This window comes from Pseudomonas sp., assembly GCF_032058845.1.
Classification (GTDB): Bacteria; Pseudomonadota; Gammaproteobacteria; order Pseudomonadales; family Pseudomonadaceae; genus Aquipseudomonas.
The window spans coordinates 16,250-38,400 of sequence record NZ_DAMCCR010000023.1; the positions used below are offsets into that span (position 1 = coordinate 16,250).

Annotated in this window: 21 protein-coding genes; 11 read left to right on the forward strand and 10 right to left on the reverse strand. The window is 64.3% G+C overall.

All coding sequences use genetic code 11. The features are described from left to right. Positions 1-8 precede the first annotated feature (8 nt). The 8 genes from RT028_RS06845 to RT028_RS06880 all read right to left on the reverse strand — a co-directional run bounded on the left by RT028_RS06845 (position 9) and on the right by RT028_RS06880 (position 7,225). Positions 9-224, reverse strand: a complete 216-nt coding sequence (locus RT028_RS06845) for a molybdopterin-binding protein (protein WP_312933836.1) — start codon at positions 222-224, stop codon at positions 9-11. Between the two features lie 39 nt (positions 225-263). Then, positions 264-1,076, reverse strand: a complete 813-nt coding sequence (ssuB, locus tag RT028_RS06850; RefSeq protein WP_312933838.1) for an aliphatic sulfonates ABC transporter ATP-binding protein — start codon at positions 1,074-1,076, stop codon at positions 264-266. Further along, positions 1,073-1,867, reverse strand: a complete 795-nt coding sequence (gene ssuC, locus RT028_RS06855) for an aliphatic sulfonate ABC transporter permease SsuC (RefSeq protein WP_312933839.1) — start codon at positions 1,865-1,867, stop codon at positions 1,073-1,075. Before ssuC ends, ssuB begins: the two co-directional genes overlap by 4 nt. A gap of 10 nt (positions 1,868-1,877) precedes the next feature. Beyond that, a complete protein-coding gene (gene ssuD / locus RT028_RS06860; RefSeq protein WP_312933841.1) occupies positions 1,878-3,026 on the reverse strand; it encodes an FMNH2-dependent alkanesulfonate monooxygenase in 1,149 nt (382 codons plus the stop codon). A 56-nt stretch (positions 3,027-3,082) separates the two neighbouring features. Continuing rightward, positions 3,083-4,048 (reverse strand): sulfonate ABC transporter substrate-binding protein, encoded by a 966-nt coding sequence (locus tag RT028_RS06865; RefSeq protein ID WP_312933843.1) that lies wholly within the window; start codon positions 4,046-4,048, stop codon positions 3,083-3,085. 85 nt (positions 4,049-4,133) lie between these two features. Further along, a complete protein-coding gene (gene ssuE / locus RT028_RS06870) occupies positions 4,134-4,727 on the reverse strand; it encodes an NADPH-dependent FMN reductase (protein ID WP_312933845.1) in 594 nt (197 codons plus the stop codon). Positions 4,728-4,935: 208 nt separating this feature from the next. Next, entirely contained in the window at positions 4,936-5,574 is a 639-nt protein-coding gene (locus RT028_RS06875) for a peroxiredoxin (protein ID WP_312933847.1), read from the reverse strand. Between the two features lie 334 nt (positions 5,575-5,908). Then, positions 5,909-7,225: an OprD family porin gene (locus RT028_RS06880; protein WP_312933849.1), complete on the reverse strand. Its 1,317-nt coding sequence runs from the start codon at positions 7,223-7,225 to the stop codon at positions 5,909-5,911. 462 nt (positions 7,226-7,687) lie between these two features. Here RT028_RS06880 and tauA point away from each other — a divergent pair, with 462 nt between their 5' ends. The 4 genes from tauA to tauD are packed head-to-tail and all read left to right on the forward strand — an operon-like array spanning position 7,688 to position 11,180. Then, positions 7,688-8,659: a taurine ABC transporter substrate-binding protein gene (gene tauA, locus RT028_RS06885; RefSeq protein WP_312933851.1), complete on the forward strand. Its 972-nt coding sequence runs from the start codon at positions 7,688-7,690 to the stop codon at positions 8,657-8,659. 24 nt (positions 8,660-8,683) lie between these two features. Beyond that, positions 8,684-9,478, forward strand: coding sequence for a taurine ABC transporter ATP-binding subunit (gene tauB, locus RT028_RS06890; protein ID WP_312933853.1), 795 nt, complete (start codon positions 8,684-8,686; stop codon positions 9,476-9,478). Then, the gene (gene tauC, locus RT028_RS06895) at positions 9,475-10,314 is read left to right on the forward strand and encodes a taurine ABC transporter permease TauC (RefSeq protein WP_312933855.1); all 840 of its coding nucleotides are present in this window, start codon (positions 9,475-9,477) and stop codon (positions 10,312-10,314) included. The genes tauB and tauC overlap by 4 nt, the downstream gene beginning before the upstream one ends. Positions 10,315-10,346: 32 nt before the next feature. After that, positions 10,347-11,180, forward strand: a complete 834-nt coding sequence (tauD, locus tag RT028_RS06900) for a taurine dioxygenase (protein WP_312933857.1) — start codon at positions 10,347-10,349, stop codon at positions 11,178-11,180. 51 nt (positions 11,181-11,231) lie between these two features. Here tauD and betT read toward each other — a convergent pair whose 3' ends face one another. Further along, entirely contained in the window at positions 11,232-13,235 is a 2,004-nt protein-coding gene (gene betT, locus RT028_RS06905; protein WP_312933859.1) for a choline transporter BetT, read from the reverse strand. 279 nt (positions 13,236-13,514) lie between these two features. After that, positions 13,515-14,447 carry a serine O-acetyltransferase EpsC gene (epsC, locus tag RT028_RS06910; protein ID WP_312933861.1) on the reverse strand — a complete coding sequence of 311 codons (933 nt, stop codon included), beginning with the start codon at positions 14,445-14,447 and terminating at the stop codon, positions 13,515-13,517. Positions 14,448-14,855: 408 nt separating this feature from the next. Here epsC and tcyJ point away from each other — a divergent pair, with 408 nt between their 5' ends. The 7 genes from tcyJ (at position 14,856) to RT028_RS06945 (ending at position 22,151) form a co-directional block, all read left to right on the forward strand. Then, positions 14,856-15,650 carry a cystine ABC transporter substrate-binding protein gene (gene tcyJ, locus RT028_RS06915; protein WP_312933863.1) on the forward strand — a complete coding sequence of 265 codons (795 nt, stop codon included), beginning with the start codon at positions 14,856-14,858 and terminating at the stop codon, positions 15,648-15,650. Further along, positions 15,647-16,315, forward strand: a complete 669-nt coding sequence (gene tcyL, locus RT028_RS06920) for a cystine ABC transporter permease (RefSeq protein ID WP_312933865.1) — start codon at positions 15,647-15,649, stop codon at positions 16,313-16,315. The genes tcyJ and tcyL overlap by 4 nt, the downstream gene beginning before the upstream one ends. 2 nt (positions 16,316-16,317) lie before the next feature. Next, positions 16,318-17,076 carry an L-cystine ABC transporter ATP-binding protein TcyN gene (gene tcyN / locus RT028_RS06925; RefSeq protein ID WP_312933900.1) on the forward strand — a complete coding sequence of 253 codons (759 nt, stop codon included), beginning with the start codon at positions 16,318-16,320 and terminating at the stop codon, positions 17,074-17,076. 218 nt (positions 17,077-17,294) lie between these two features. Then, on the forward strand, positions 17,295-18,536 hold the full coding sequence (locus RT028_RS06930) for an SfnB family sulfur acquisition oxidoreductase (RefSeq protein WP_312933867.1): 1,242 nt from the start codon (positions 17,295-17,297) through the stop codon (positions 18,534-18,536). Between the two features lie 255 nt (positions 18,537-18,791). Then, entirely contained in the window at positions 18,792-19,973 is a 1,182-nt protein-coding gene (locus RT028_RS06935; protein WP_312933869.1) for an SfnB family sulfur acquisition oxidoreductase, read from the forward strand. Beyond that, a complete protein-coding gene (locus tag RT028_RS06940) occupies positions 19,973-21,358 on the forward strand; it encodes an LLM class flavin-dependent oxidoreductase (protein WP_312933871.1) in 1,386 nt (461 codons plus the stop codon). Before RT028_RS06935 ends, RT028_RS06940 begins: the two co-directional genes overlap by 1 nt. Further along, a complete protein-coding gene (locus tag RT028_RS06945) occupies positions 21,351-22,151 on the forward strand; it encodes a MetQ/NlpA family ABC transporter substrate-binding protein (protein ID WP_312933879.1) in 801 nt (266 codons plus the stop codon). The genes RT028_RS06940 and RT028_RS06945 overlap by 8 nt, the downstream gene beginning before the upstream one ends.

Sequence of the window (22,151 nt, forward strand, 5' to 3'; positions counted from 1 at the left end):
GCCAGTGTTTACAACTTCGCGATCGACACCTCGGTCGATTTCACGAACGCAATCACCTCACTCCCCACATGCAATTCCAGCTCGCGGACCGAGCGGGTGGTGATCACCGAGGTGACGACGCCGGAGGCCGTCTGCACGTCGATTTCCGACAGTACCGGGCCTTCGAGGATTTCTTTCACGGTGCCTTTGAACTGGTTACGGACGTTGATCGCTTTGATGGTCATGTCGAGATTCCTTTGAGTCGATAAGAACAGCAGGTGGGTTCAGAGCGCCCAGCGCAATTGCGTGGGCAGGGGTGCAACAGGTTCTGCGGCGGGTTCGGCACCCGGTATGGCCATGACGCGGTTGAGCACCTGGCTTTCCAGCTCGGCCAGAAGCGGCGAGCCATGCAGCCTGGGGCGGGTCAGATCGACCTGCAGGTCCAGGCCGACTTCGCCGTCTTCGATGAGGATCACCCGGTCGGCCACCGCGACGGCCTCGTGCACATCGTGGGTGACCAGCAGCACGGTGAAGCCGTGTTCGCCCCAGAGTCGTTCGATCAGTTGCTGCATCTCGATGCGGGTCAGGGCATCCAGCGCGCCCAGCGGCTCATCGAGCAGCAGCAGGCGCGGCTTGTGGATCAGTGCACGGGCCAGGGCCACACGTTGTTTCTGGCCGCCCGACAGGGCGGCTGGCCATTCATTGGCACGTTCTTCCAGGCCAACCGCCTGCAGGGCATGCAGGGCTTGCGCCCGCCAATCCCCGGACAGGCCCAGGCCGACGTTGTCGATCACCTTCTTCCAGGGCAGCAGGCGCGCGTCCTGGAACATCAATCGGGTTTCTTCGCGAGCCTGGGCCAGCGGTGCAGCGCCCGCCAGCAGTTGGCCCGCCGAGGGTTGGTCGAGGCCGGCCAGCAGGCGCAGCAAGGTGCTCTTGCCACAGCCGCTGCGCCCGACGATGGCCACGAACTGCCCGGCTGGAATCTGCAGGTCGATGCCTTGCAGCACGTCTCGCTGGCCAAAGGTCTTGCGCAGGTGCTCCACCGTCAGCGGAATGCCGCGCAGCAGGTGCGGCGATTGGGACTCGAGCACGGTCATGCGCCCTCCTTCTTCACTTGGTAAGCCGGGTGCCAGCGCAGCCAGGCACGCTCCAGGCCGCGCGCGGCCAGGTCGGCGAGCTTGCCGAGCACCGCGTAGAGCACGATGGCCAGCACCACCACATCGGTTTGCAGGAATTCACGGGCGTTCATCGCCAGATAACCGATGCCGGCATTGGCCGAGATGGTTTCCGCCACGATCAAGGTCAGCCACATGAAGCCCAGGGCGAAACGCACGCCCACCAGAATCGACGGCAAGGCGCCGGGCAGAATCACCTGGCGAAACAGCGCAAAGCCCGACAGCCCATAGCTGCGCGCCATTTCCACCAGTGCCGGATCGACGTTGCGGATGCCGTGGTAGGTGTTCAGGTAGATCGGGAACAGGGTGCCCAGCGCCACCAGGAAAATCTTCGCTGACTCGTCGATGCCGAACCACAGGATCACCAGCGGAATCAGCGCCAGGTGCGGCACGTTGCGGATCATCTGCACCGAGCTGTCGAGCAGGCGCTCGCCCCAGTTCGACAACCCGGTGATGAAGCCCAGGACCAGGCCGATACTGCCGCCGATGACGAAGCCCAGCCCGGCGCGCCAGCCACTGATGGCCAGGTGGGTCCAGATCTCGCCGCTGCGCACCAGCTCGACGCCGGCGCTGATCACGGCGCTGGGCGCGGGCAGAATGCGCGTCGACAACCAGCCGGCACTCACCGCCAGCTGCCACAGCACCAGCAGCAGGACGGGCAAGGCCCAGGGTGCCAGGCGCTGGCCGAGGGTGTTGGAAGAGGCATGGCTCATGATCCGCTCCTCAGCTCTGCGACACGGCTTTGGGCAGGATGTCGTTGGCCACCATCTCGCCAAACGGGCTCACATAGCCGGCGGCCTTGGGCTGTTCCGGCCGCTGCACGTCCAGGTGCGGGAACAGCAGCTCAGCGACCCGGTACGACTCTTCGAGGTGTGGATAGCCCGAGAAGATGAAGGTATCGATGCCCAGCTCGGCATACTCCTTGACCCGTGCCGCCACGGTCGGGCCATCGCCGACCAGCGCAGTGCCGGCACCGCCGCGTACCAGGCCGACGCCCGCCCACAGGTTGGGGCTGACCTCCAGACGGTCGCGATTGCCGCCGTGCAGTGCGGCCATGCGCTGCTGGCCGACCGAATCGAAACGAGCCAACGAGGCCTGGGCACGGGCGATGGTGTCGTCGTCCAGATGGGAAATCAGGCGATCCGCTGCGGCCCAGGCTTCGGCATTGGTTTCGCGCACGATCACGTGCAGGCGAATGCCAAAGCGCACTTCCCGGCCTTGCGCGGCCGCCTTCTCACGCACCTGGGCGATCTTTTCCGCCACTGCAGCCGGCGGCTCGCCCCAGGTCAGGTACAGCTCGACCTGCTCGGCGGCCAGGTCCTGCGCGGCCTCCGATGAGCCACCAAAGTACAGCGGTGGTCGCGGTTGCTGGATCGGCGGATAGAGCAACTTGGCGCCTTTGACCTGGATGTGCTTGCCGTCGTAGTCCACCGTTTCGCCTTCCAGCACCTTGCGCCAGATGCGGGTGAACTCGACCGAAGCCTCATAACGCTCCTCATGGTTCAGGTGCAGGCCATCGCCGGCCAGCTCGTCCGGGTCACCGCCGGTCACCAGGTTGAACAGGGCGCGGCCGTTGGACAGCCGGTCGAGGGTTGCCGCCTGGCGCGCAGCCACCGTCGGGGAAATGATCCCGGGGCGCAGCGCAACCAGGAACTTCAGGTGCTGGGTGACCGGGATCAGCGACGCGGCCACCAGCCAGGAGTCTTCGCAGGAACGCCCGGTGGGAATCAGCACGCCGCCAAACCCCAGGCGATCGGCGGCCTGCGCCACCTGCTGCAGATAACCATGGTCGACGGCGCGAGCGCCTTCGGAGGTGCCCAGGTACTTGCCATCACCGTGGGTGGGCAGGAACCAGAAAATGTTCAGGCTCATTGGAGCGGTCTCCTCAAGAGGGGCCCTGCCGCGCGCGGCCGACAGGGCGGGGTCGATCAAGGCGCGGTGGCGACCTTGGCAGGTGGGGTCCAGATCACGTCCTTGATGAGCAAGGGCTTGGGAATCAGCTTCAGGGCCTGGAAGGCGTCGGCAATCTTCTGCTGCGCGACCACCACCTCCGGCGTCAGCGGCTGGGCCCCGAAGCCCTGGCGCTTCATCGAGGTCAGGGTGATGTCGGCAGGCAGGCCCAGCAGGGGGGCGACCTGATCAGTGACTTCCTGAGGGTTGGCCTTGGCCCATTGGCCGACGTGGTTCACCTCTTCGACCAGAGCGCTGATCACCGCCGGATGCTGGGCGGCGTAGCTGCGGGTGGCGAGGTAGAACTGGTGGTTGTCCACCAGGCCCTGGCCGTCACGCAGGGTACGTGCCTGCAACTGCTGTTCGGCTGCGGCCTGGTACGGGTCCCAGATCACCCAGGCATCGACACTGCCGCGCTCGAAGGCGGCACGGGCATCGGACGGCGGCAGGTACACCGGCTGGATATCGCTGTACTTCAGGCCGGCGTCTTGCAGGGCGCGCACCAACAGGTAATGCACGTTGGAGCCCTTGTTCAGCGCGACTTTCTTGCCCTTGAGGTCTTTGACCGACTGAATGGGCGAGTCTTTTGCCACCAGGATCGCTTCGCTCTGCGGCGCAGGCGGCTCGTAGGCCACATAGAGCAGGTCTGCCCCGGCGGCCTGGGCGAAGACCGGCGGGGTTTCGCCGGTGACACCGAAATCGATGGAGCCCACGTTCAGGCCTTCGAGCAACTGCGGCCCGCCGGGGAACTCGGTCCACTTCACGTCGATGCCTTGCTCGGCCAGACGCTTTTCCAGCGTGCCCTTGGCCTTGAGCAGCACCAGGGTGCCGTATTTCTGATAGCCGATGCGCAGGGTATCGGCCTGGGCTTGGGTGATGACGCCGAAGGACACAGCCGCCACAAACAGGGCGACCAGACCACGACGCAAGAAGACGGTGCGCATAGCGCTCTCCTGTACGAATGAGGGTTCGGGTGGCACCTGCTTGCCCGTTGGCGGGCGAGTAAGGTGAAAATCGGTGCAGGGTTGTTCAGATGCTCCAGCGAGCGCTGATCAGCCGTTCATTGAGTACGCCTGGGGCCACGGGTCGAGGGCGGCGCGCCAGGGCTTGGTGGAACGTTTCCAGTGAGTCGAGCAGACGCGCTTGCAGCGCGGTGTCCAGGGTGGCGGGCGTGCCGCCCTGTGGATAACTGATCTGGCGGTCATCGGCGAAGATCCCGTGCAGGGTCTCTTGCGCCTTGAGCGCCGACAGCACCGGCTTGAGCGCGTAGTCCACGGCCAGCATGTGCGCGATGCTGCCGCCGGTGGCGATGGGCAAGACGATGCGATGCTCCAGCGCGCGTTCGGGTAGCAGGTCGAGCAGGGTTTTCAGGCCGCCCGCGAACGAGGCCTTGTACACCGGCGTTGCCACGATCACGCCGTCAGCCTCGGCGACGACATCCTGGAAGTGCTTGACCTGCGGGCTGTCGAAGCGCGCGTGGAGCAGGTCCTCGGCGGCGAAGTCACGCACCTGGAACGTCACCACTTCCACCCCACGCTCCTGCAGCCACTGGCGCGAATGATCGAGCAGCAGGCCGGAGCGTGAACGGGTACTGGGGCTTCCGCCGATGGCGACAACTAACATGGCAACGTGTCCTTGGGTGCTGGTGAGAAGAACGTTATCAGCTACCTTATATATCTAGAAATCATATTTATTCATTTAGTTATTCTTTTATGAACTATGAGAGCTTGTCCGCTCATGGCGCAGCACGGCCGACAGACAGGCAAAAAAAAGGGCCGTCGAAACGGCCCGAAATCCCTGTGTGGCTATGCGAGGTACAACGATGATTCGGTCAGCGATCCGGCTGCGGGGTCAGGCGCAGGTAGGGCTTCACGGCGCGGTAACCCTTGGGGAAACGGCGCTTGATTTCGTCTTCGTCCTTCAACGACGGCACGATCACCACCTCATCGCCCTGCTGCCAGTTACCCGGTGTGGCCACCTTGTGGCTGTCGGTAAGCTGCAACGAATCGATCACCCGCAGGATCTCGTTGAAGTTGCGCCCTGTACTGGCCGGGTAGGTGATGGTCAGGCGCACCTTCTTGTGCGGATCGATGATGAACAGTGAGCGCACCGTCAGGGTGTCGCTGGCATTGGGGTGGATCAGGTCGTACAGATCGGAGACCTTGCGGTCGGCATCGGCGATGATCGGAAAATTCACCACCGTGTGCTGGGTCTCGTTGATGTCATCGATCCAGCGGTGATGGGAGTCGGCCGGATCGACCGAGAGGGCGATGGCCTTCACCCCGCGTTGGGCGAATTCATCCTTGAGCTTGGCGGTCAGGCCCAGTTCGGTGGTGCAGACGGGGGTGAAGTCTGCCGGGTGAGAAAACAGCACACCCCAACTGTCGCCCAGCCACTCGTGAAAGCGCAGCGGGCCAAGGGTGGAGTCCTGCTCGAAATCGGGGGCGATGTCGCCGAGTTTTAGGCTCATGGGTACAGTTCCTGTGCTGATCTCTACCAGATGGAACTCACTGTGCCTGAACCTGAATAAAATAAAAAAGAATCAATGATGATTTATTTATAGCTTTTAGAAATATAAAATTTGGCCCGTAAAAAACCCTGCATCACGCGTAGCGCCTCTCAGTTAGACCAGTTGGGGCCGCTCTGCGGCCCATCGCGGCTGAAGCCGCTCCTACCCGACCGCGTAATATCTGTAATCGCGGTGGTGTAGGAGCGGCTTTAGCCGCGATGGGCCGCGGAGCGGCCCCAGTTGCTTAAGTGAACTGCAGTGCGCATGACGCAGGGCTTTTCGGTTCAGCTACGCCTTACAGGAAGTTGTAGGTGTAGTTGAAGATCAGACGTGTCTGGTCCTGGTCAGCCAGCGAGCTGGTGCCAGCGCCACGGTACACGCCATGACGCAGGCTGGTGCCCAGGCCTTTGAGCGGGCCTTGCTGGATCACGTAGTCGATCCGCGCATCGCGCTCCCACTCGCTGAAGGTGCCGTTGCCGTTGGCGTTCTTGCCGTCTTCACCCTTGAGGTACGAAACCGAGGCCTTCAGGCCCGGAACGCCCAAGCCGGCGAAGTCGTAGGCGTATTGACCGAAGGTGGTGTTTTCACCCGCCTTGGCGAACTGGTTGATCATGCTGTCGGTGAACAGGTAGAAGCTCGAGCCGCCCGCACCTTCGCCGACCAGGCTGCCCTGGTTCAGCCAGACAAAGCCGCCGTCGTCGTTGACGCGCTGGTGGCCCAACAGGAACGAGTTGCCGCCCAGGGTGTAGGTGAAGATCGCCGACCAGGTCTTGTTGTCGACCTGGCCCGGGGTGCTGGCATAGCCGCCGTTGTTGTTGAAGCGGTAGCCGGCCTGACCGTTCTTGCCATCGTTGCTGCTGTTGAACCAGCGCAGGTCGGTCTTGAACGACTGATCCTTGTCGATCTGATACAGGTGGGTCGCGCCCAGGAAGTGCTGTTTGTAGAAGTCTTCCAGGTTCGAGTAGTAGTACTGCAGGGTGAGGTCTTTGGTCAGCTTGTAGTCCAGACCACCGTAGCGGAACTTGTTGCTTTCCTCGGTACCACCGTTGACCGACAGACCGGTGTGGTTGCTCGACGCACGGCCCATGGCGTGGGTCAGCTGACCGGCGTTGATGGTCAGGTTGTCGATTTCCTTCGACTGGATGGTTGCACCCTCGAAGGTCTGTGGCAGCAGACGACCGTCGTTCGACACGAGGATCGGCAGGTTCGGTGCCAGCGCGCTACCGAAATGCGCTTCGGTCTTGGAGAAACGCGCCTTGGCGTTGCCGCCGATGCGAGCCCACTGATCGGCCGAACCGTCGCCATCGTCCGGGAAGAAGCCACCTTTGTGGTAGCCGCGGCCGCCATCGAGGTGAATACCCCACAGCGCTTGGGCGTCAACGCCGAAACCCACGGTGCCCTGGGTGAAGCCCGAGATGTAGTCGAGCTTGAAGCCCTGACCCGACTCACGCTGGTCCGGACGGACGGCGCCGTGAGCTTCACGGTTGTTGTTGTCGAAATACATGGTGCGCGAGCTGAGAGACAGTTTGCTGTCTTCAACGAAACCGGCAGCTGCTGCGTGTTGGGCGAAAACCCCCAGGGCGACGGCCATGGCCAGGCTGGACTTGTACATGAAATGCTCCTCTACGTTCTAATTTTTGTGCTTCTCAGTGGCTCGGTCTGCTGCCGGACTCACGTCGGTTGGCGATTAGCGCCAAAGCGTGACTGCGAAGTCAATCGTCACAGATCGTTTCGCGACTTTGGTCTAATACGCCGATTGCACTACAGAATAATGACAATCAGATAAAACCAGAATGATTGTTTGAACAATGGGTAAGATTTTTCTGGAATAACGTCGGAACGCTTTGACGATTCAGCACTAAGCAAGCTTTTTTATATGCCAGAAAATTTCCACCACGGGGACGTCTGCAGATGTGAAACGGGCGCTTGCAGGCCCGGGTAAAGGTCCCCTCACCGTCCCGTCTCACACACACTTCACGCCTAAGCTAATGACTAAAAGTTATTTATTTTTAGTTTCTTAGATCATTTAGCCTCATCAGCATTCCACCCCCGCCTGCTTGATGAGGAACACCCCATGATCGCCTTTAGCCCACTGCGCCTGTTCGCCACCCTTGCCTTGGCCAGTGCCAGCTGGATGGTGCAGGCGGCTGACCTGACCGTGGCGTACCAGACCACCGTCGACCCGGCCAAGGCTGCCCAGGCCGACGGCGCTTATGAAAAGGCCAGCCACGCCAGCATCGACTGGCGCAAGTTCGATAACGGCGCCGATGTGATCACCGCCGTGGCCTCCGGCGACGTACAGATTGGCTACCTGGGCTCCAGCCCACTGGCCGCCGCCGCCACCCGCAAGCTGCCGATCGAGACATTTCTCATTGCCACTCAGATCGGCGCCGGCGAAGCCCTGGTGGCACGCAGCGGCATCGACACACCGCAGGCGCTGATCGGCAAGAAAATCGCGGTGCCGTTCGTGTCCACCGGCCACTACAGCCTGCTCGCGGCGCTGAAGCACTGGGGCATCGACCCGGCCAAGGTGCAGATTCTCAACCTGGCCCCGCCCGCCATCATTGCCGCATGGAAACGCGGTGACATCGATGCCACCTACGTCTGGGACCCGGCCCTGGGTGTGGCCAAGGAAAACGGCAAGGTGCTGATCACCTCGGGTGAGCTGGCCAGCCAGGGCGCGCCGACCTTCGACGCGTGGATCGTGCGCAAGGACTTCGCGGCCAAACACCCCGAGGTGGTCAAGGCGTTCGCCAAAGTCACCCTCGACGCCTATGCCGACTACCGCCAGGACCCCAAGGCCTGGCTGGCCAAGCCCGACAACATCAGCAAGGTGGCGCGGCTGTCCGGCGCCAAGCCGGCGGACATCCCCGTGCTGCTCGAAGGCAACGTCTATCCGCTGGCCGCCGATCAGGCCACGGCCCTGGGCGCACCGACCACGCAAGCGCTGACCGACACCGCCACCTTCCTCAAGGAGCAGGGCAAGGTGGCCGCAGTACTACCGGATTACTCGCCCTACGTCAGCGCCCGGTTCCTGCCGCGCTGATCCACCCACCGACCGGAGCCGACCATGGCCTTGCTTGAACTGGCGCACGTCAGCGCCCGCTACTCACAAGCCGGCACGCCGGTGCTGGCCGACATCAACCTGAGCCTGGGGCCGCGCCAGTTGTTGGTCGCCCTTGGCCCGTCAGGCAGCGGCAAGACCTCGCTGCTGAACCTGATCGCCGGTTTCGTCGCCCCCAGTGCAGGGCGCATCACCCTGGATGACGTGCCGATCACGGGGCCGGGCGCCGAACGCGGGGTGGTGTTTCAGGCCCACGGCCTGCTGCCCTGGCAAGATGTGCTCGGCAACGTGGCCTTCGGCCTGGCGCTGGCCGGCGTGCCGCGCGCCGAGCGCGAGGCCAAGGCGCGGGAGATGCTGGCGTTGGTCGATCTGGCTGGGTTCGCCGAACGGCGTATCTGGCAGTTGTCGGGCGGGCAGCAACAGCGCGTCGGCCTGGCCCGCGCATTGGCCGCAGACCCTCGGCTGCTGCTGATGGACGAACCGTTCGGTGCGTTGGACGCCTTCACCCGTGAGCAGGTCCAGGAGCTGTTGCTGCAGATCTGGCAGCGCAGCGCAAAGCCGATCTTCCTGATCACCCACGACATCGAGGAAGCGGTGTTCCTGGCCACCGATCTGCTGCTGCTGGCGCCTGAACCCGGGCGCATCGTCGAGCGCCTGCAACTGGACTTCGGCCAGCGCTACGCGGCCGGCGAGCCGGCCCGCGCGATCAAGTCCGACCCGGCCTTCATTGCCACCCGCGAACACGTCCTGGCGCGGGTATTCGAACAACGCCTGGCCACCCGGCAACAGGAGCCTGCATGAACAGCCTCGACCTGCCGCTGCGCAGCCATCTCGCGACCCGATCGACCCCGGCGCTGCGCTCGCGCCGCGCCCTGCCCACCCGCTGGATCAGTGTCCTGACCCTGGCCAGCCTGCTGCTGGCCTGGTGGCTAGTGACCGCGGCGGGCTGGGTGGAACCGCTGTTCCTGCCCTCCCCGGGTGAAGTGCTGAGCGCAGCCCGACAGGTGCTCGGCCAAGGCTACATGGAGGCCAGCCTGTGGCAGCACCTGGGCGCGAGCCTCGGGCGCATCGGCGTGGCCTTGCTGCTGGCCACGCTGACGGCGATCCCGGTGGGCCTGGCCATCGGTCACAACCGTGTGGCACGAGGCATTCTCGACCCGTTGATCGAGTTCTACCGGCCCATTCCACCCCTGGCCTACCTGCCATTGATCGTCATCTGGTGCGGCATCGGCGAGCTGTCCAAGGTATTGCTGATCTACCTCGCCATCTTCGCCCCCATCGCCATTGCCACCGCCACGGGCGTGCGCAGTGTCGATCCGGTCCGGCTCCGGGCCGCGCAGTCGCTGGGCGCCACGCGCGGGCAACTGATCCGCCACGTGATTCTGCCCAGCGCCCTGCCCGACATTCTGACCGGCATTCGCATTGGCCTGGGTGTCGGCTGGTCGACGCTGGTGGCTGCCGAGCTGATCGCCGCCACCCGCGGGCTGGGCTTCATGGTGCAGTCGGCCGCGCAGTTCCTGGTCACCGATGTGGTGGTGCTGGGCATCGTGCTGATCGCGGCGATCGCGTTTGCCTTGGAAATGGGCCTGCGGGCCCTGCAACGGCGGCTGGTGCCCTGGCACGGCAACCTGCGCTGAATCACCGTCCACCACCGACCCTGGAGACTTTCATGAGCCTGACCATCACCCCCCTGGCACCGGCCCTGGGCGCGCACATCAGCGGCATCGACCTGGCCCAGCCCCTCGGCGCTACCCAGCGTGAGGCCATCGAGCAGGCGCTGTTGAACCATCAGGTGCTGTTCTTCCGTGATCAGCCGCTGACGCCCACCGAGCAAGCACGCTTCGCCGCGCAGTTCGGTGATCTGCACGTTCATCCCATCTATCCGAAAGTCGCCGACGTCCCGCAGGTGCTGATCCTCGACACCGCCGTCACCGATGTGCGCGACAACGCCATCTGGCACACCGACGTGACCTTCCTGCCCACCCCCGCGCTCGGCGCCGTGCTCACCGCCAAACAGGTGCCGGCCTATGGCGGCGACACGCTGTGGGCCAGCGGCATCGCCGCGTTCGAGGCGTTGTCGGCGCCGCTACGGGCGATGCTCGAAGGCCTGACGGCGACCCACGACTTCACTCACTCGTTTCCGCTGGAGCGCTTCGGCAGCACCGCCGAGGACCTGGCGCGCTGGGAGGCGACCCGCCGCGACTACCCGCCGCTGTCCCATCCGGTGGTGCGCACGCACCCGGTCAGCGGGCGCAAGGCGTTGTTCGTCAATGAAGGGTTCACTACGCGCATCAACGAGCTGCAAGCCTATGAAAGCGAAGCGCTGCTGAAGCTGCTGTTCGCCCACGCCACCCGTCCCGAGTTCAGCATCCGCTGGCGCTGGCAGGCCAACGACGTGGCCTTCTGGGATAACCGCGTCACCCAGCACTATGCGGTCGATGACTACCGGCCGCAGCGCCGGGTGATGCACCGCGCGACGATTCTGGGGGATGCGCCGTTCTGAGCCGGCGCAGGGAGGTGCCCAGGCCGTCGGGTGACGGGCCTGGGCGGCACGCTAGCGCACCATGTGCAGGAACTGCATGTGCCGTTCGTACTGGTCGAGGATGTCGTTGATGATCTGCTCCTTGCTGTAGCCGACCAGGTCGTAGTCCTGGCTGCCTTCGGACAAGTGCACCTCGGCGCGGTAGTAACGGCGGTTCTTCAGCTCTTGCGAGCCAATGCCGCCCAGGGCGAAGGACGGGGTGAAGTAACCGCGCATCTGCACCTGATAGATGAACGGCTGTTCCTCGCCATGGCCCACCTTGAGGCTGACATTGTCATGCGCCGGGTCGTCCTGGGTGATCAGCACCAGGCCTTTCTGCTCGAATACCTCGGTCACCTCCTCGATCGCCGGGCGCACCACGTCATCCATGAAGCGGTACACCTCATCGCGCGACGGGAAGTGCACCACCTGGCTCAAGCGCTGGCGCCAGCCGCCGCGACCGCGGCGGGACTGGGCAAACGGTGCCAGCGAATGCAACTGCGCGATACGCCGCTGCGATTCGAGGTGGAAGGCCTTGTGCAGCCCCCACATCATGCACAGCAGGATCAGCGAGAACGGCAGCGAGGTCAGCACCACCGCCGATTTCAGCGAGTCGATGCTGCCGGCGAACAGCAGGCTGATGGTCACCAGCGCGGTCATCGCGCCCCAGAAGATGCGCAGCCAGTTCGGGCCGTCTTCGTCGGCATCGCCGCCCTTGGCGGACAGGGTCGAGAGCACCACGGTGCCGGAGTCGGCCGAGGTGACGAAGAACACGAAGCTGATGAACACCGTGACGGCGATCACCGTCTTGCTCCAGGGGTAGGTTTCCAGCAGCAGATAGAGGCTCATCGACGGGTTGTCCAGGGCCGACTGGCCCAGGGCTGTCATGCCGTGGTTGATCACCTGGTCCAGCGCGCTGTTGCCGAAGATCGACATCCACGCCAGGGTGAAACCGAGCGGGATCAGCAGCACGCCGAAGACGAACTCGCGGATGGTACGGCCACGGGAAATGCGCGCGATGAACAGCCCCACGAACGGCGACCAGGCAATCCACCAGGCCCAGTAGAACACCGTCCAGCCGCCCAGCCAGTCGCGGTTCTCGCCATAGGCATAAACGTCGAAGCTCTTGCTTGGCAAGGCACCGAGGTAATCACCGACGTTCTGGATCAGGGTATTGAACAGGTGCTGGGTGGGGCCGGCGAACAGTACGAACAGCAGCAACGCGCAGGCCAGGAACAGGTTGATGTCCGACATCACCCGCACGCCCTTCTCCACACCCGCCACGGCCACGGCCACGGCGGCGCCCATCATCAGCACGATCAACGCCACCTGCACCCACTGGCTATGGCTGATGCCGAACAGGTAGTCGAGCCCGGAGTTCAGGTGCAGGACGCCAAAGCCCATGTCGGCGCCCAGGCCGAACACCGTGGCGATGATGCCGAAGCCATCCACCGCATAACCGATGGGGCCGTTGATGCGCTTGCCGATCAGCGGGTACAACGCCGAGCGCAAGGCCAGTGGCAGGTTGTGCCGGTAGGCGAAATACGCCAGGGCCATGCCGACGAAGGCGAATACGCCCCAGCCATGAAAACCCCAGTGCAGGAACAGGATCTGCATCGCCTGGCGCCCGGCTTCCACCGTGCCGCCCTCGCCTTGCGGCGGCATCAGCATGTGGGTCAGCGGTTCGGAGACACAGAAGAAGAACAGGGTGATGCTGATGCCGGCGGCAAACAGCATGCCCGCCCAGGACAGGTAGCTGAATTCGGGTTCGTCGTGGTCGGCACCGAGCTTGATCTTGCCGTAGCCCGACAAGGCGGTGACCACCACGAAGACCAGATACAGCGTCATGGCCAGCATGTAGTACCAGCCGACCGTATTGGCCGCCCAGTTCTGCGCTGCCAGCAACCAGTTGCCGGCAGCCTCCGGAAAGCTGATGACCGTCAGGCCGAACAGCAGAATGACGCTTGCCGCAAAGTAGAACACCGGCGGGTTCATGCGGGCTTTTTCAGGCGCGGAATCAGGCACTGATGCACTCATCACAGGTGCACCACGCAAGGGCTTGGAACGTTCGTAGTAGACAGGTTCAGCAAAGGCAATCCTCCCGTTGAACACCAGCAACAGACCAGCGTTTTTATATTGAACACACGTTCAAGTTAAACATGGATCGCAGGTCATTGCGAACCAGCCGGGCCGAACGGCATGGCGGATTCGCGGCTTGATGTGTGCTTCAGAGAGGTGCGTTGTCGGGCAAGTTCCGTGCTGCATGAGCGCCCCTGCAGACCCCGTCACACAGGGCCTGCAGTGGGCTGAAGCGGCTTAGCGGGTGCTGTCGCAGTCGAGCTGCAGGTTGGCCTGGGTGATGTTGCTCTCAGGCGGCACGCTGCGGGTCAGCCAGACGTTGCCGCCGATGATCGAACCCTGGCCGATGGTGATGCGCCCCAGGATCGTGGCGCCGGCATAGATCACCACGTCGTCTTCGACGATCGGGTGGCGCGGTTGGCCCTTGTGCAAGGTGCCCGACTCATCGGCCGTGAAGCGCTTGGCGCCCAGGGTCACGGCCTGATAGATGCGCACCCGTTCGCCGATGATGGCCGTCTCGCCGATCACCACACCCGTGCCGTGGTCGATGAAGAAGCCCGAGCCGATCTGCGCACCTGGGTGAATGTCGATGCCGGTAGCCGAGTGCGCCAGCTCCGAACCGATGCGTGCCAGTAATGGCAGCCCGGCACGGTACAGGTGGTGGGCCAGGCGGTGATGGATGATCGCCAGAATGCCCGGGTAGCACAGCAGCACCTCGTCGACGCTGCGCGCCGCCGGATCACCGTGGTAGGCCGCCAGTACGTCGGTGTCGAGCAGCACACGCAAGTGCGGCAGCTCGGCGGCGAATGCCTGAATCAGCGCCAGTGCATGGGCATCGGTGGTGGCGACGTCGGCATTTTCATGCCGCGCGGCGTAGCGCAGTTCCAGGCGCGCCTGGGTCAGCAGCGCCGTCAGCGCGGTATCGAGGGTGTGGCCGACGTAGAAGTCTTCGCTTTCTTCACGCAAGTCGACCGGCCCAAGACGCATGGGGAACAGCGCGCCACAGAGCAGCGCGAACACCTCGCCAATGGCTTCACGCGAGGGCAGCTCACGCCCGCCTTTCTCGCCGCTGCTGCGGCCGTTCTGGGTACGCCATTGCTCGCGGGCGCCGCGCAGGCCACTGACGATGGCCGGCAGCTGCCACTGGCTGGTCGAAGGGTGTTGGCTCACGGGGGTCTCCTGCCACAGGTCGGATCGGGGGAAAGGGCGAATGCTGGCATTTACTCTACGGCAATCCTGCACCGTCACAGAAGCGCTGATGTGCGCGCCTGTGGGCGATGCGCCATCAGGCTCTGCCTGAACAGCCGAGCGACCCGTTCAGCCGGTCTCTGGAAAACAGGTGGCGGCGCCTGGCGCGAAGGCTTAACCGGGGGCGCCCAGCCTGACCTTCATCGCCAACAGGCTCAGCCAGCACCTGGCGAACGCACGGGGCAGCGTTTCCTGGCCTACGCTAAGCAGCATTGGCGATTGGACAGGCCTCGTTCGGGCATAAGCAAAGACCCATTGCGTTTTTCCGGCTTTCGTACCCAGCGCTGTATCGTCGCCCGCCATACTCACCTCCATCACGCAGGGCTTCCCATGATCAGACTCGCCAAACCGTTTCTTACCGCTTCGCTCGCCCTGCTGCTGGGCGCTGGCTTGCTCGGCCAGGCCTGGGCAGGCGACCAGCTCAAGACCCTTCAGGAAAAAGGCGAGCTCAAGGTCGGGCTCGAAGGCACCTACCCGCCGTTCAGCTTCGCCGACGAGAGCGGCAAGCTGAGCGGCTTCGAGGTGGAGCTGTCCGAAGCCCTGGCCAAGCAGCTCGGCGTGAAGGTCAAGCTGCAACCTACGCCCTGGGACGGCATTCTTGCCGCGCTGGACTCCAGGCGACTGGACGTGGTGGTCAATCAGGTGACCATTTCGGACGAGCGCAGGAACAAGTATGACTTCTCCACGCCGTACACCATTTCCGGCATCCAGGCGCTGGTGCTGAAGAAGAACCTCGACAAGCTTGCCATCAACCACGCTGCTGACCTGGGCGGGAAAAAGGTCGGGGTCGGTCTGGGCACCAACTATGAACAGTGGTTGCGCAAGGAAGTGCCCACCGCAGATGTGCGCACCTACAACGACGATCCAGTGAAATTTCAGGACCTGAAAGTCGGCCGTATCGACGCCATTCTGATCGATCGCCTGGCCGCGCTGGAATACACCCGCAAAGCGCCCGACACCGCCCTGGCCGGCGAAGCGTTCTCGCGACTGGAATCGGGCATTGCCATCCGCAAGGGCGAGCCTGAATTGCTCGAAGCCGTGAACAAGGCGCTGGCTGCACTGAAGGCCGACGGCACCTTGACCGCGTTGTCACAGAAATACTTCGGGGCTGACGTCACGCAATGATCGAGAGCAGCCTGCAACTGGCCCTCGACTCGCTGCCGTTCCTGCTCAAGGGCGCGTACTTCACGGTCATCCTCAGTGTGGGCGGGATGTTCTTCGGACTGATCCTGGGTTTTGCGCTGGCACTGATGCGCCTGTCGCGGCTGTGGCCGGTCAGCTGGCTGGCGCGCCTGTACGTGTCGTTCTTTCGCGGCACGCCCCTGCTGGTGCAGCTGTTCTTGATCTACTACGGCCTGCCCCAGGTCGGCATCGAGCTGGACCCGGTGCCCGCCGCGCTGATCGGTTTCTCGCTGAACATGGCGGCCTATGCCTGTGAAATCCTGCGCGCGGCCATCGGTTCGATCGACAAGGGCCAATGGGAAGCCTGCGCCAGCATCGGCATGACGCGCGCCCAGGCGCTGCGCCGGGCGATCCTGCCGCAGGCCATGCGCACCGCCCTGCCGCCGCTGGGCAACAGCTTCATCTCACTGGTCAAGGACACCGCCCTGGCGGCCACCATTCAGGTCCCGGAGCTGTTTCGCCAGGCCCAACTCATCACCGCCCGCACCTTCGAGGTGTTCACGATGTACCTGGCCGCTGCGCTGATCTACTGGGTCCTGGCCAGCCTTCTGGCACACCTGCAGAACCGCCTTGAAGCACGGGCCAACCGCCATGACCTGGAGCCATGAGCATGATCGTCGTCGAAGGCCTGACCAAGCGTTTCAACGGCCAGACGGTGCTCGAAGGCATCGACCTGCACGTCAACGCTGGCGAAGTGGTTGCCATCATCGGGCCAAGCGGCTCGGGCAAAACCACCTTCCTGCGCTGCCTGAACCTGCTGGAAACCCCAGACGCGGGCAAGGTGCGCATCGGTTCGATCAGCATCGATGCCGACCGCCCGCTGAACAAGCAACAGGCTGCGATTCGTCAGTTGCGCCAGCAGGCCGGTTTCGTGTTCCAGAACTTCAACCTGTTCCCACACCGCACGGCCCTGGAAAACGTCATCGAGGGGCCGTTGGTGGTGAAGAAGATGCCCCGCGAGCAGGCGCTGAAGTTGGGCCAGGCGCTGTTGGCCAAGGTCGGCCTGGCGGGTAAGGAAAGTGCCTACCCGCGCCGGTTGTCAGGGGGGCAGCAACAACGTGTGGCGATAGCCCGGGCGCTGGCGATGGAGCCGCAGGTGATGCTGTTCGACGAGCCCACTTCGGCGCTGGACCCCGAACTGGTAGGTGAGGTATTGGCCACCATTCGCAGCCTTGCCGAGGAGCAGCGCACCTTGATCATCGTGACGCATGAAATGAGCTTTGCTCGCGATGTCGCGAACCGCGTGGTCTTTTTCGACAAGGGCGTGATCGTCGAACAGGGTGAGGCAAAAGCGCTGTTCGCCAACCCGAAAGAAGAACGGACCCGGCAGTTTCTGCGCAAGTTTCTGGGTACGGCGGCTTCGGAATAACGCGCCGGCGAGCCTGAGCGCCGGCTTCTATTCATATTCAAAAAAGCTATTTCATAAACATTTAACAACACATTAAGGTATATGGACCGGACCACCGGACCAGCAAACGTTTGTCGTCTTCACTCGAAGCGACTTATCCAATTTGTGAGGTACGCCATGGTTCCGGTCTTCCCTGCGCACACCGCCGGGGCATCGCGTGCAGCTACGGAGCGGCACTGATGTCCAGCCAAGCAAGCACTTCGTTCCACGTGGAACATGACGTTTCCCCGCCGCTGCTGCCGGCCAAGGTACTGCGAGATGATGCCGAGGCCGTGCAGGCAGCGCACGAGCTCGCTGCGGTGGCTCGCGTACAGGCCGCTTCTCGCGACCGCCAACGCGCTCTGCCCTGGGCTGAAATCGAGCACTTCACGGCCAGCGGTCTGGGTAGCATCAGCGTGCCGAAACAGTACGGCGGTCCGGACGTTTCCTTCGCCGCGATTGCCGAAGTGTTTCGGGTGATCAGCGCGGCTGACCCTGCCTTGGGGCAGATTCCACAGAACCAGTTCGGCATCCTTCAACTGCTTCGCCTGACCGCCACGCCCGCCCAGCAGGCACTGGTGTTCCGCAGCGTGCTGGACGGTGCGCGCATCGGTAACGCCGGCCCAGAGCGCGGCACCAAGGACACCCTTACGCTCAAGGCGCGCATTACCCGGCAGGGCGAGAGCTATCGCCTGAGCGGTGAAAAGTTCTATTCCACCGGCGCCTTGTTCGCCCATTGGGTCGCGGTGAAGGCGCTGGATGAACAGGGCCATACGCGCCTCGCGTTTGTGCGCCGTGGCAGCCCTGGGTTGCGCATCGTCGATGACTGGTCAGGCTTCGGCCAGCGCACCACGGCCAGCGGCACGGTGTTGCTGGATGAGGTGCCGGTGGACGCCGAACGGGTCATCGACACCGGTCGCCAGCGCGAGGTGCCGAACATCCAGGGCGCCGCCTCGCAGCTGATTCAGGCCGCCATCGATGCCGGTATCGCCGAAGCGGCCATCGACGAGGCCATCACCTTCGTGCGTGAGAAATCCCGACCGTGGATCGACGCCAATGTGCAGCGCGCCAGCGACGACCCTTACGTGATCGCCGACGTCGGTCGCCTGAAGCTGGAGCTGCACGCCGCCCAGGCGCTGCTGCGCAAGGCTGCGCGGGTGCTCGATGAGGTCAACCGTGCCCCCATCGATGCCACCGCCGCAGCGCGGGCCTCGATTGCCGTGGCAGAGGCCAAGGTGCTGACCACCGAGATCGCCCTGCAGGCCAGCGAGAAGCTGTTCGAGCTGGCCGGCAGCCGCGCGACCCTGGCCGAGTTCAACCTCGACCGGCACTGGCGCAATGCCCGGGTGCACACCCTGCATGACCCCGTGCGCTGGAAGTACCACGCGGTGGGCGCCTATTACCTGAACGGCGCACTACCTGCCCGACATTCCTGGATTTGAGGGACGTGGCTGTGGCGTTGGTGGCGATCAGGGCCGTTTTCAAAACCTCGCTCGCAGCGCTTCGCCGATGCCTCAGCACGACACCCGGCAGGCGTCTGCCACACGGCGTCGCGCTGTCGCGCACAGCACGGGTTGAGTGAGGGCGCGACCGCTTCGCCGCTCCAGTCAGCCGCAAAGGCCACCCCAGGCCTGCATGCAATGGGCTTCATCGCAATCCACATTCATAGGCAGCGTCCAAGCCGCTGGAGAAACACCATGACCACATCGATCATCACCAGCGACCGCCAGGCCTTGGACGTCGCTGAACACATCGCCCAGCAGCTGCACACCGGCAGCGCCGAGCGCGATCGCGAACGCCGCCTGCCGCATGCCGAGCTGGCGCAGTTCAGCCGCTCCGGCCTGTGGGCCATCAGCGTGCCCAAGGCCTTTGGCGGTGCAGGCGTGTCCAACGTCACCCTGGCGCAGGTCATTGCCCGCATCGCCCAGGCCGATGCCTCGCTCGGGCAGATCCCGCAGAACCATTTCTATGCCCTGGAGGTGCTGCGTATCAACGGCACCCAAGCGCAGCAACAGCGCCTGTATGCCGAGGTCCTGGCCGGTCGGCGCTTCGGCAACGCCCTGGCCGAGCTGGGCACCAAGACCGCCCATGACCGTACCACCCGCCTCACCCGCGACGGCGCCGGCTACCGCATCGATGGCCGCAAGTTCTACGCCACCGGCGCGCTGTATGCCCAACGTATTCCTACCTCGGTGATCGATGAGCAAGGCCAGCAGCAACTGGCCTTCGTCCCGGCCGACAGCTTGGGCCTGCAGGTGATCGACGACTGGAGCGGCTTTGGCCAGCGCACCACCGGCAGCGGCTCGGTGCAGTTCGAGCACGTCTACATCGACGCCGACGACGTGGTGCCATTCCAGAGCGCCTTCGAGCGGCCGACCCCCGTCGGCCCGCTGGCGCAGATTCTTCATGCGGCCATCGATACCGGCATCGCCCGCGCCGCCTTCGAGGACGCTCGGCAGTTCATCCGCACGCGCAGCCGTCCCTGGATCGATTCCCAGGTCGACAAGGCCAGCGACGACCCCCTGACCTTGAAAAGCATCGGCCACCTGGCGATTCGTCTGCACGCTGCCGAAGCACTGCTGGAACGGGCCGGCGAAGCCCTCGACCGCGCCCAGGTGCAGAGCACGGCCGAAACCGTCGCAGCCGCCTCCATCGCCGTTGCCGAAGCCCGTGCCCTGAGCACTGAAATCTCCCTGGCCGCTGGCACCACGCTGTTCGAGCTGGCCGGCAGCCAGGCCACCCTGGCCGAGCACAACCTCGACCGCCACTGGCGCAACGCCCGCGTGCACACCCTGCATGACCCGGTGCGCTGGAAATACCACGCCATCGGCAACTACTACCTCAACGACGAGCTGCCGCCGCGCCGGGGGACGATCTGATGGCCAGGCACATCCTGCTCAACGCCTTCAACATGAACTGCATCGGCCACATCAACCACGGCCTGTGGACACATCCTCGGGACACCTCGACCCAGTACAAGACCCTCGCCTACTGGACCGACCTCGCTCGCCTGCTGGAGCGCGGATTGTTCGACGGGCTGTTCATCGCGGACATCGTCGGCACCTACGACGTCTACGGCCGTTCGGTGGACGTGCCGCTCAAGGAAGCGATCCAGCTGCCTGTCAACGACCCGCTGCTGCTGGTCTCGGCCATGGCCGCCGTGACCCGCCACCTGGGCTTCGGCCTCACCGCCAACCTCACCTACGAGCCGCCGTACCTGTTCGCCCGCAGACTTTCGACCCTCGACCACCTGAGCAACGGTCGGGTCGGCTGGAACATCGTCACCGGCTACCTCGACAGTGCCGCCCAGGCCATGGGCCTGACGCAGCAGCCGGCGCACGACCGGCGCTATGACCAGGCCGATGAATACCTGCAGGTGCTGTACAAGCTGCTCGAAGGCAGCTGGGCGGACGACGCAGTGGTCAACGACCGGGAGCAGCGGGTGTATGCCGACCCCGCCAAGGTGCGCAAGGTGCACCATCAAGGCGAGTTCTACACAGTGCACGGCTATCACCTGTGCGAGCCCTCGCCGCAGCGCACGCCGGTGCTGTACCAGGCCGGCACGTCTTCACGCGGCCTGGCGTTCGCTGGCAGCCATGCCGAGTGCGTGTTCATCGGCGGCCAGGACAAGAGCGCCGTGCGCGCCCAGGTCGACAACATTCGCGCCGCTGCCCAGGCTGCCGGGCGTGACCCACAGGCGGTGAAGGTGTTCATCGGCATCACCGTGGTCGTCGCAGCCACCGAGCAGCAGGCCCAGGCCAAGCACGCCGAGTACTTGCGCCATGCCAGCCCGGAAGCGGGCGTGGCGCATTTTGCCGCCTCCACCGGCATCGACTTCGCTGCCTATGAACTGGACCAGCCCATCGCAGCCGGCCCTGGCAATGCGATCCAGTCCGCCACGCGCCAGCTGCAGGACAACGCCTGGACCCGGCGTCGCCTGTTGCAGCAGCACGCGCTGGGCGGGCGCTACGTCACAGTGGTCGGTGACCCCGAGCAGGTTGCCGAGCAACTGATCGCCTGGATCGACGACACCGGCCTGGACGGTTTCAACCTGACCCGCACGGTCACCCCGGAAAGCTACGAGGACTTCATCGACCTGGTCGTCCCGCAACTGCAGCAGCGCGGGCGCTACAAGACCGCCTACGCCGAGGGCACGTTGCGCGAAAAGCTGTTCGACACCGAGCACCCGCACTTGCCCGCCGACCATCCCGGCTCGGCCTATCGCCACACCCCTGCCCCGACTGGAGTCCTGCGCCATGCGTGAAAAACTGATCCGGCCCGTCGCGGCCATTGCCCTGGCCCTCGGCCTGTCCACCAACGCGCTGGGTGCAGAACCCTTGAAGGTCGGCACCACGGCCGCCTTCGCCATCCCGCTGGAAGCCGCCGTTGAAGAGGCGCACAAGCAGGGCCTTGAAGTGAAACTGATCGAGTTCAGTGACTGGATCGCGCCCAACGTCAGCCTCAACAGCGGCGACATCGACGTGAACTACTTCCAGCACGTGCCGTTCCTGGAAAACGCCAAGGCCGCCGCCGGCTTCGACCTGACGCCTTATGCGCCGGGGATCATCAACAACGTCGGCCTGTACTCCAAGCACTACCGCACCTTCGATGCGCTGCCCGAAGGCGCAACCGTGGCCATTGCCAACGACCCGATCAACAGCGGTCGCGGCCTGCAACTGCTGGCCAGGGCGGGCCTGATCACTCTCAAGCCGGGCGTCGGCTACAAGGCCAGCGAAGACGACATCATCGCCAACCCGAAAAAGCTGAAAATCCTCCAGGTCGAGGCCGTGCAACTGGTGCGCGCCTACGACGACGCGGACCTGGTGCAGGGCTACCCGGCGTACATCCGCCTGGCCAACAGCTTCGATGCCACCTCGGCGCTGCTGTTCGATGGGCTGGAGAACAAGGAGTACGTGATCCAGTTCGTCATCCGCCCGCAAACCAGGGATGACCCGCGCCTGGCCAGGTTCGTCGACATCTACCAGCACTCGCCTGCCGTGCGCGCCGCGCTGAACAAGGCCCACGGCAGCCTGTACCAAGCCGGTTGGGAGGGCTGA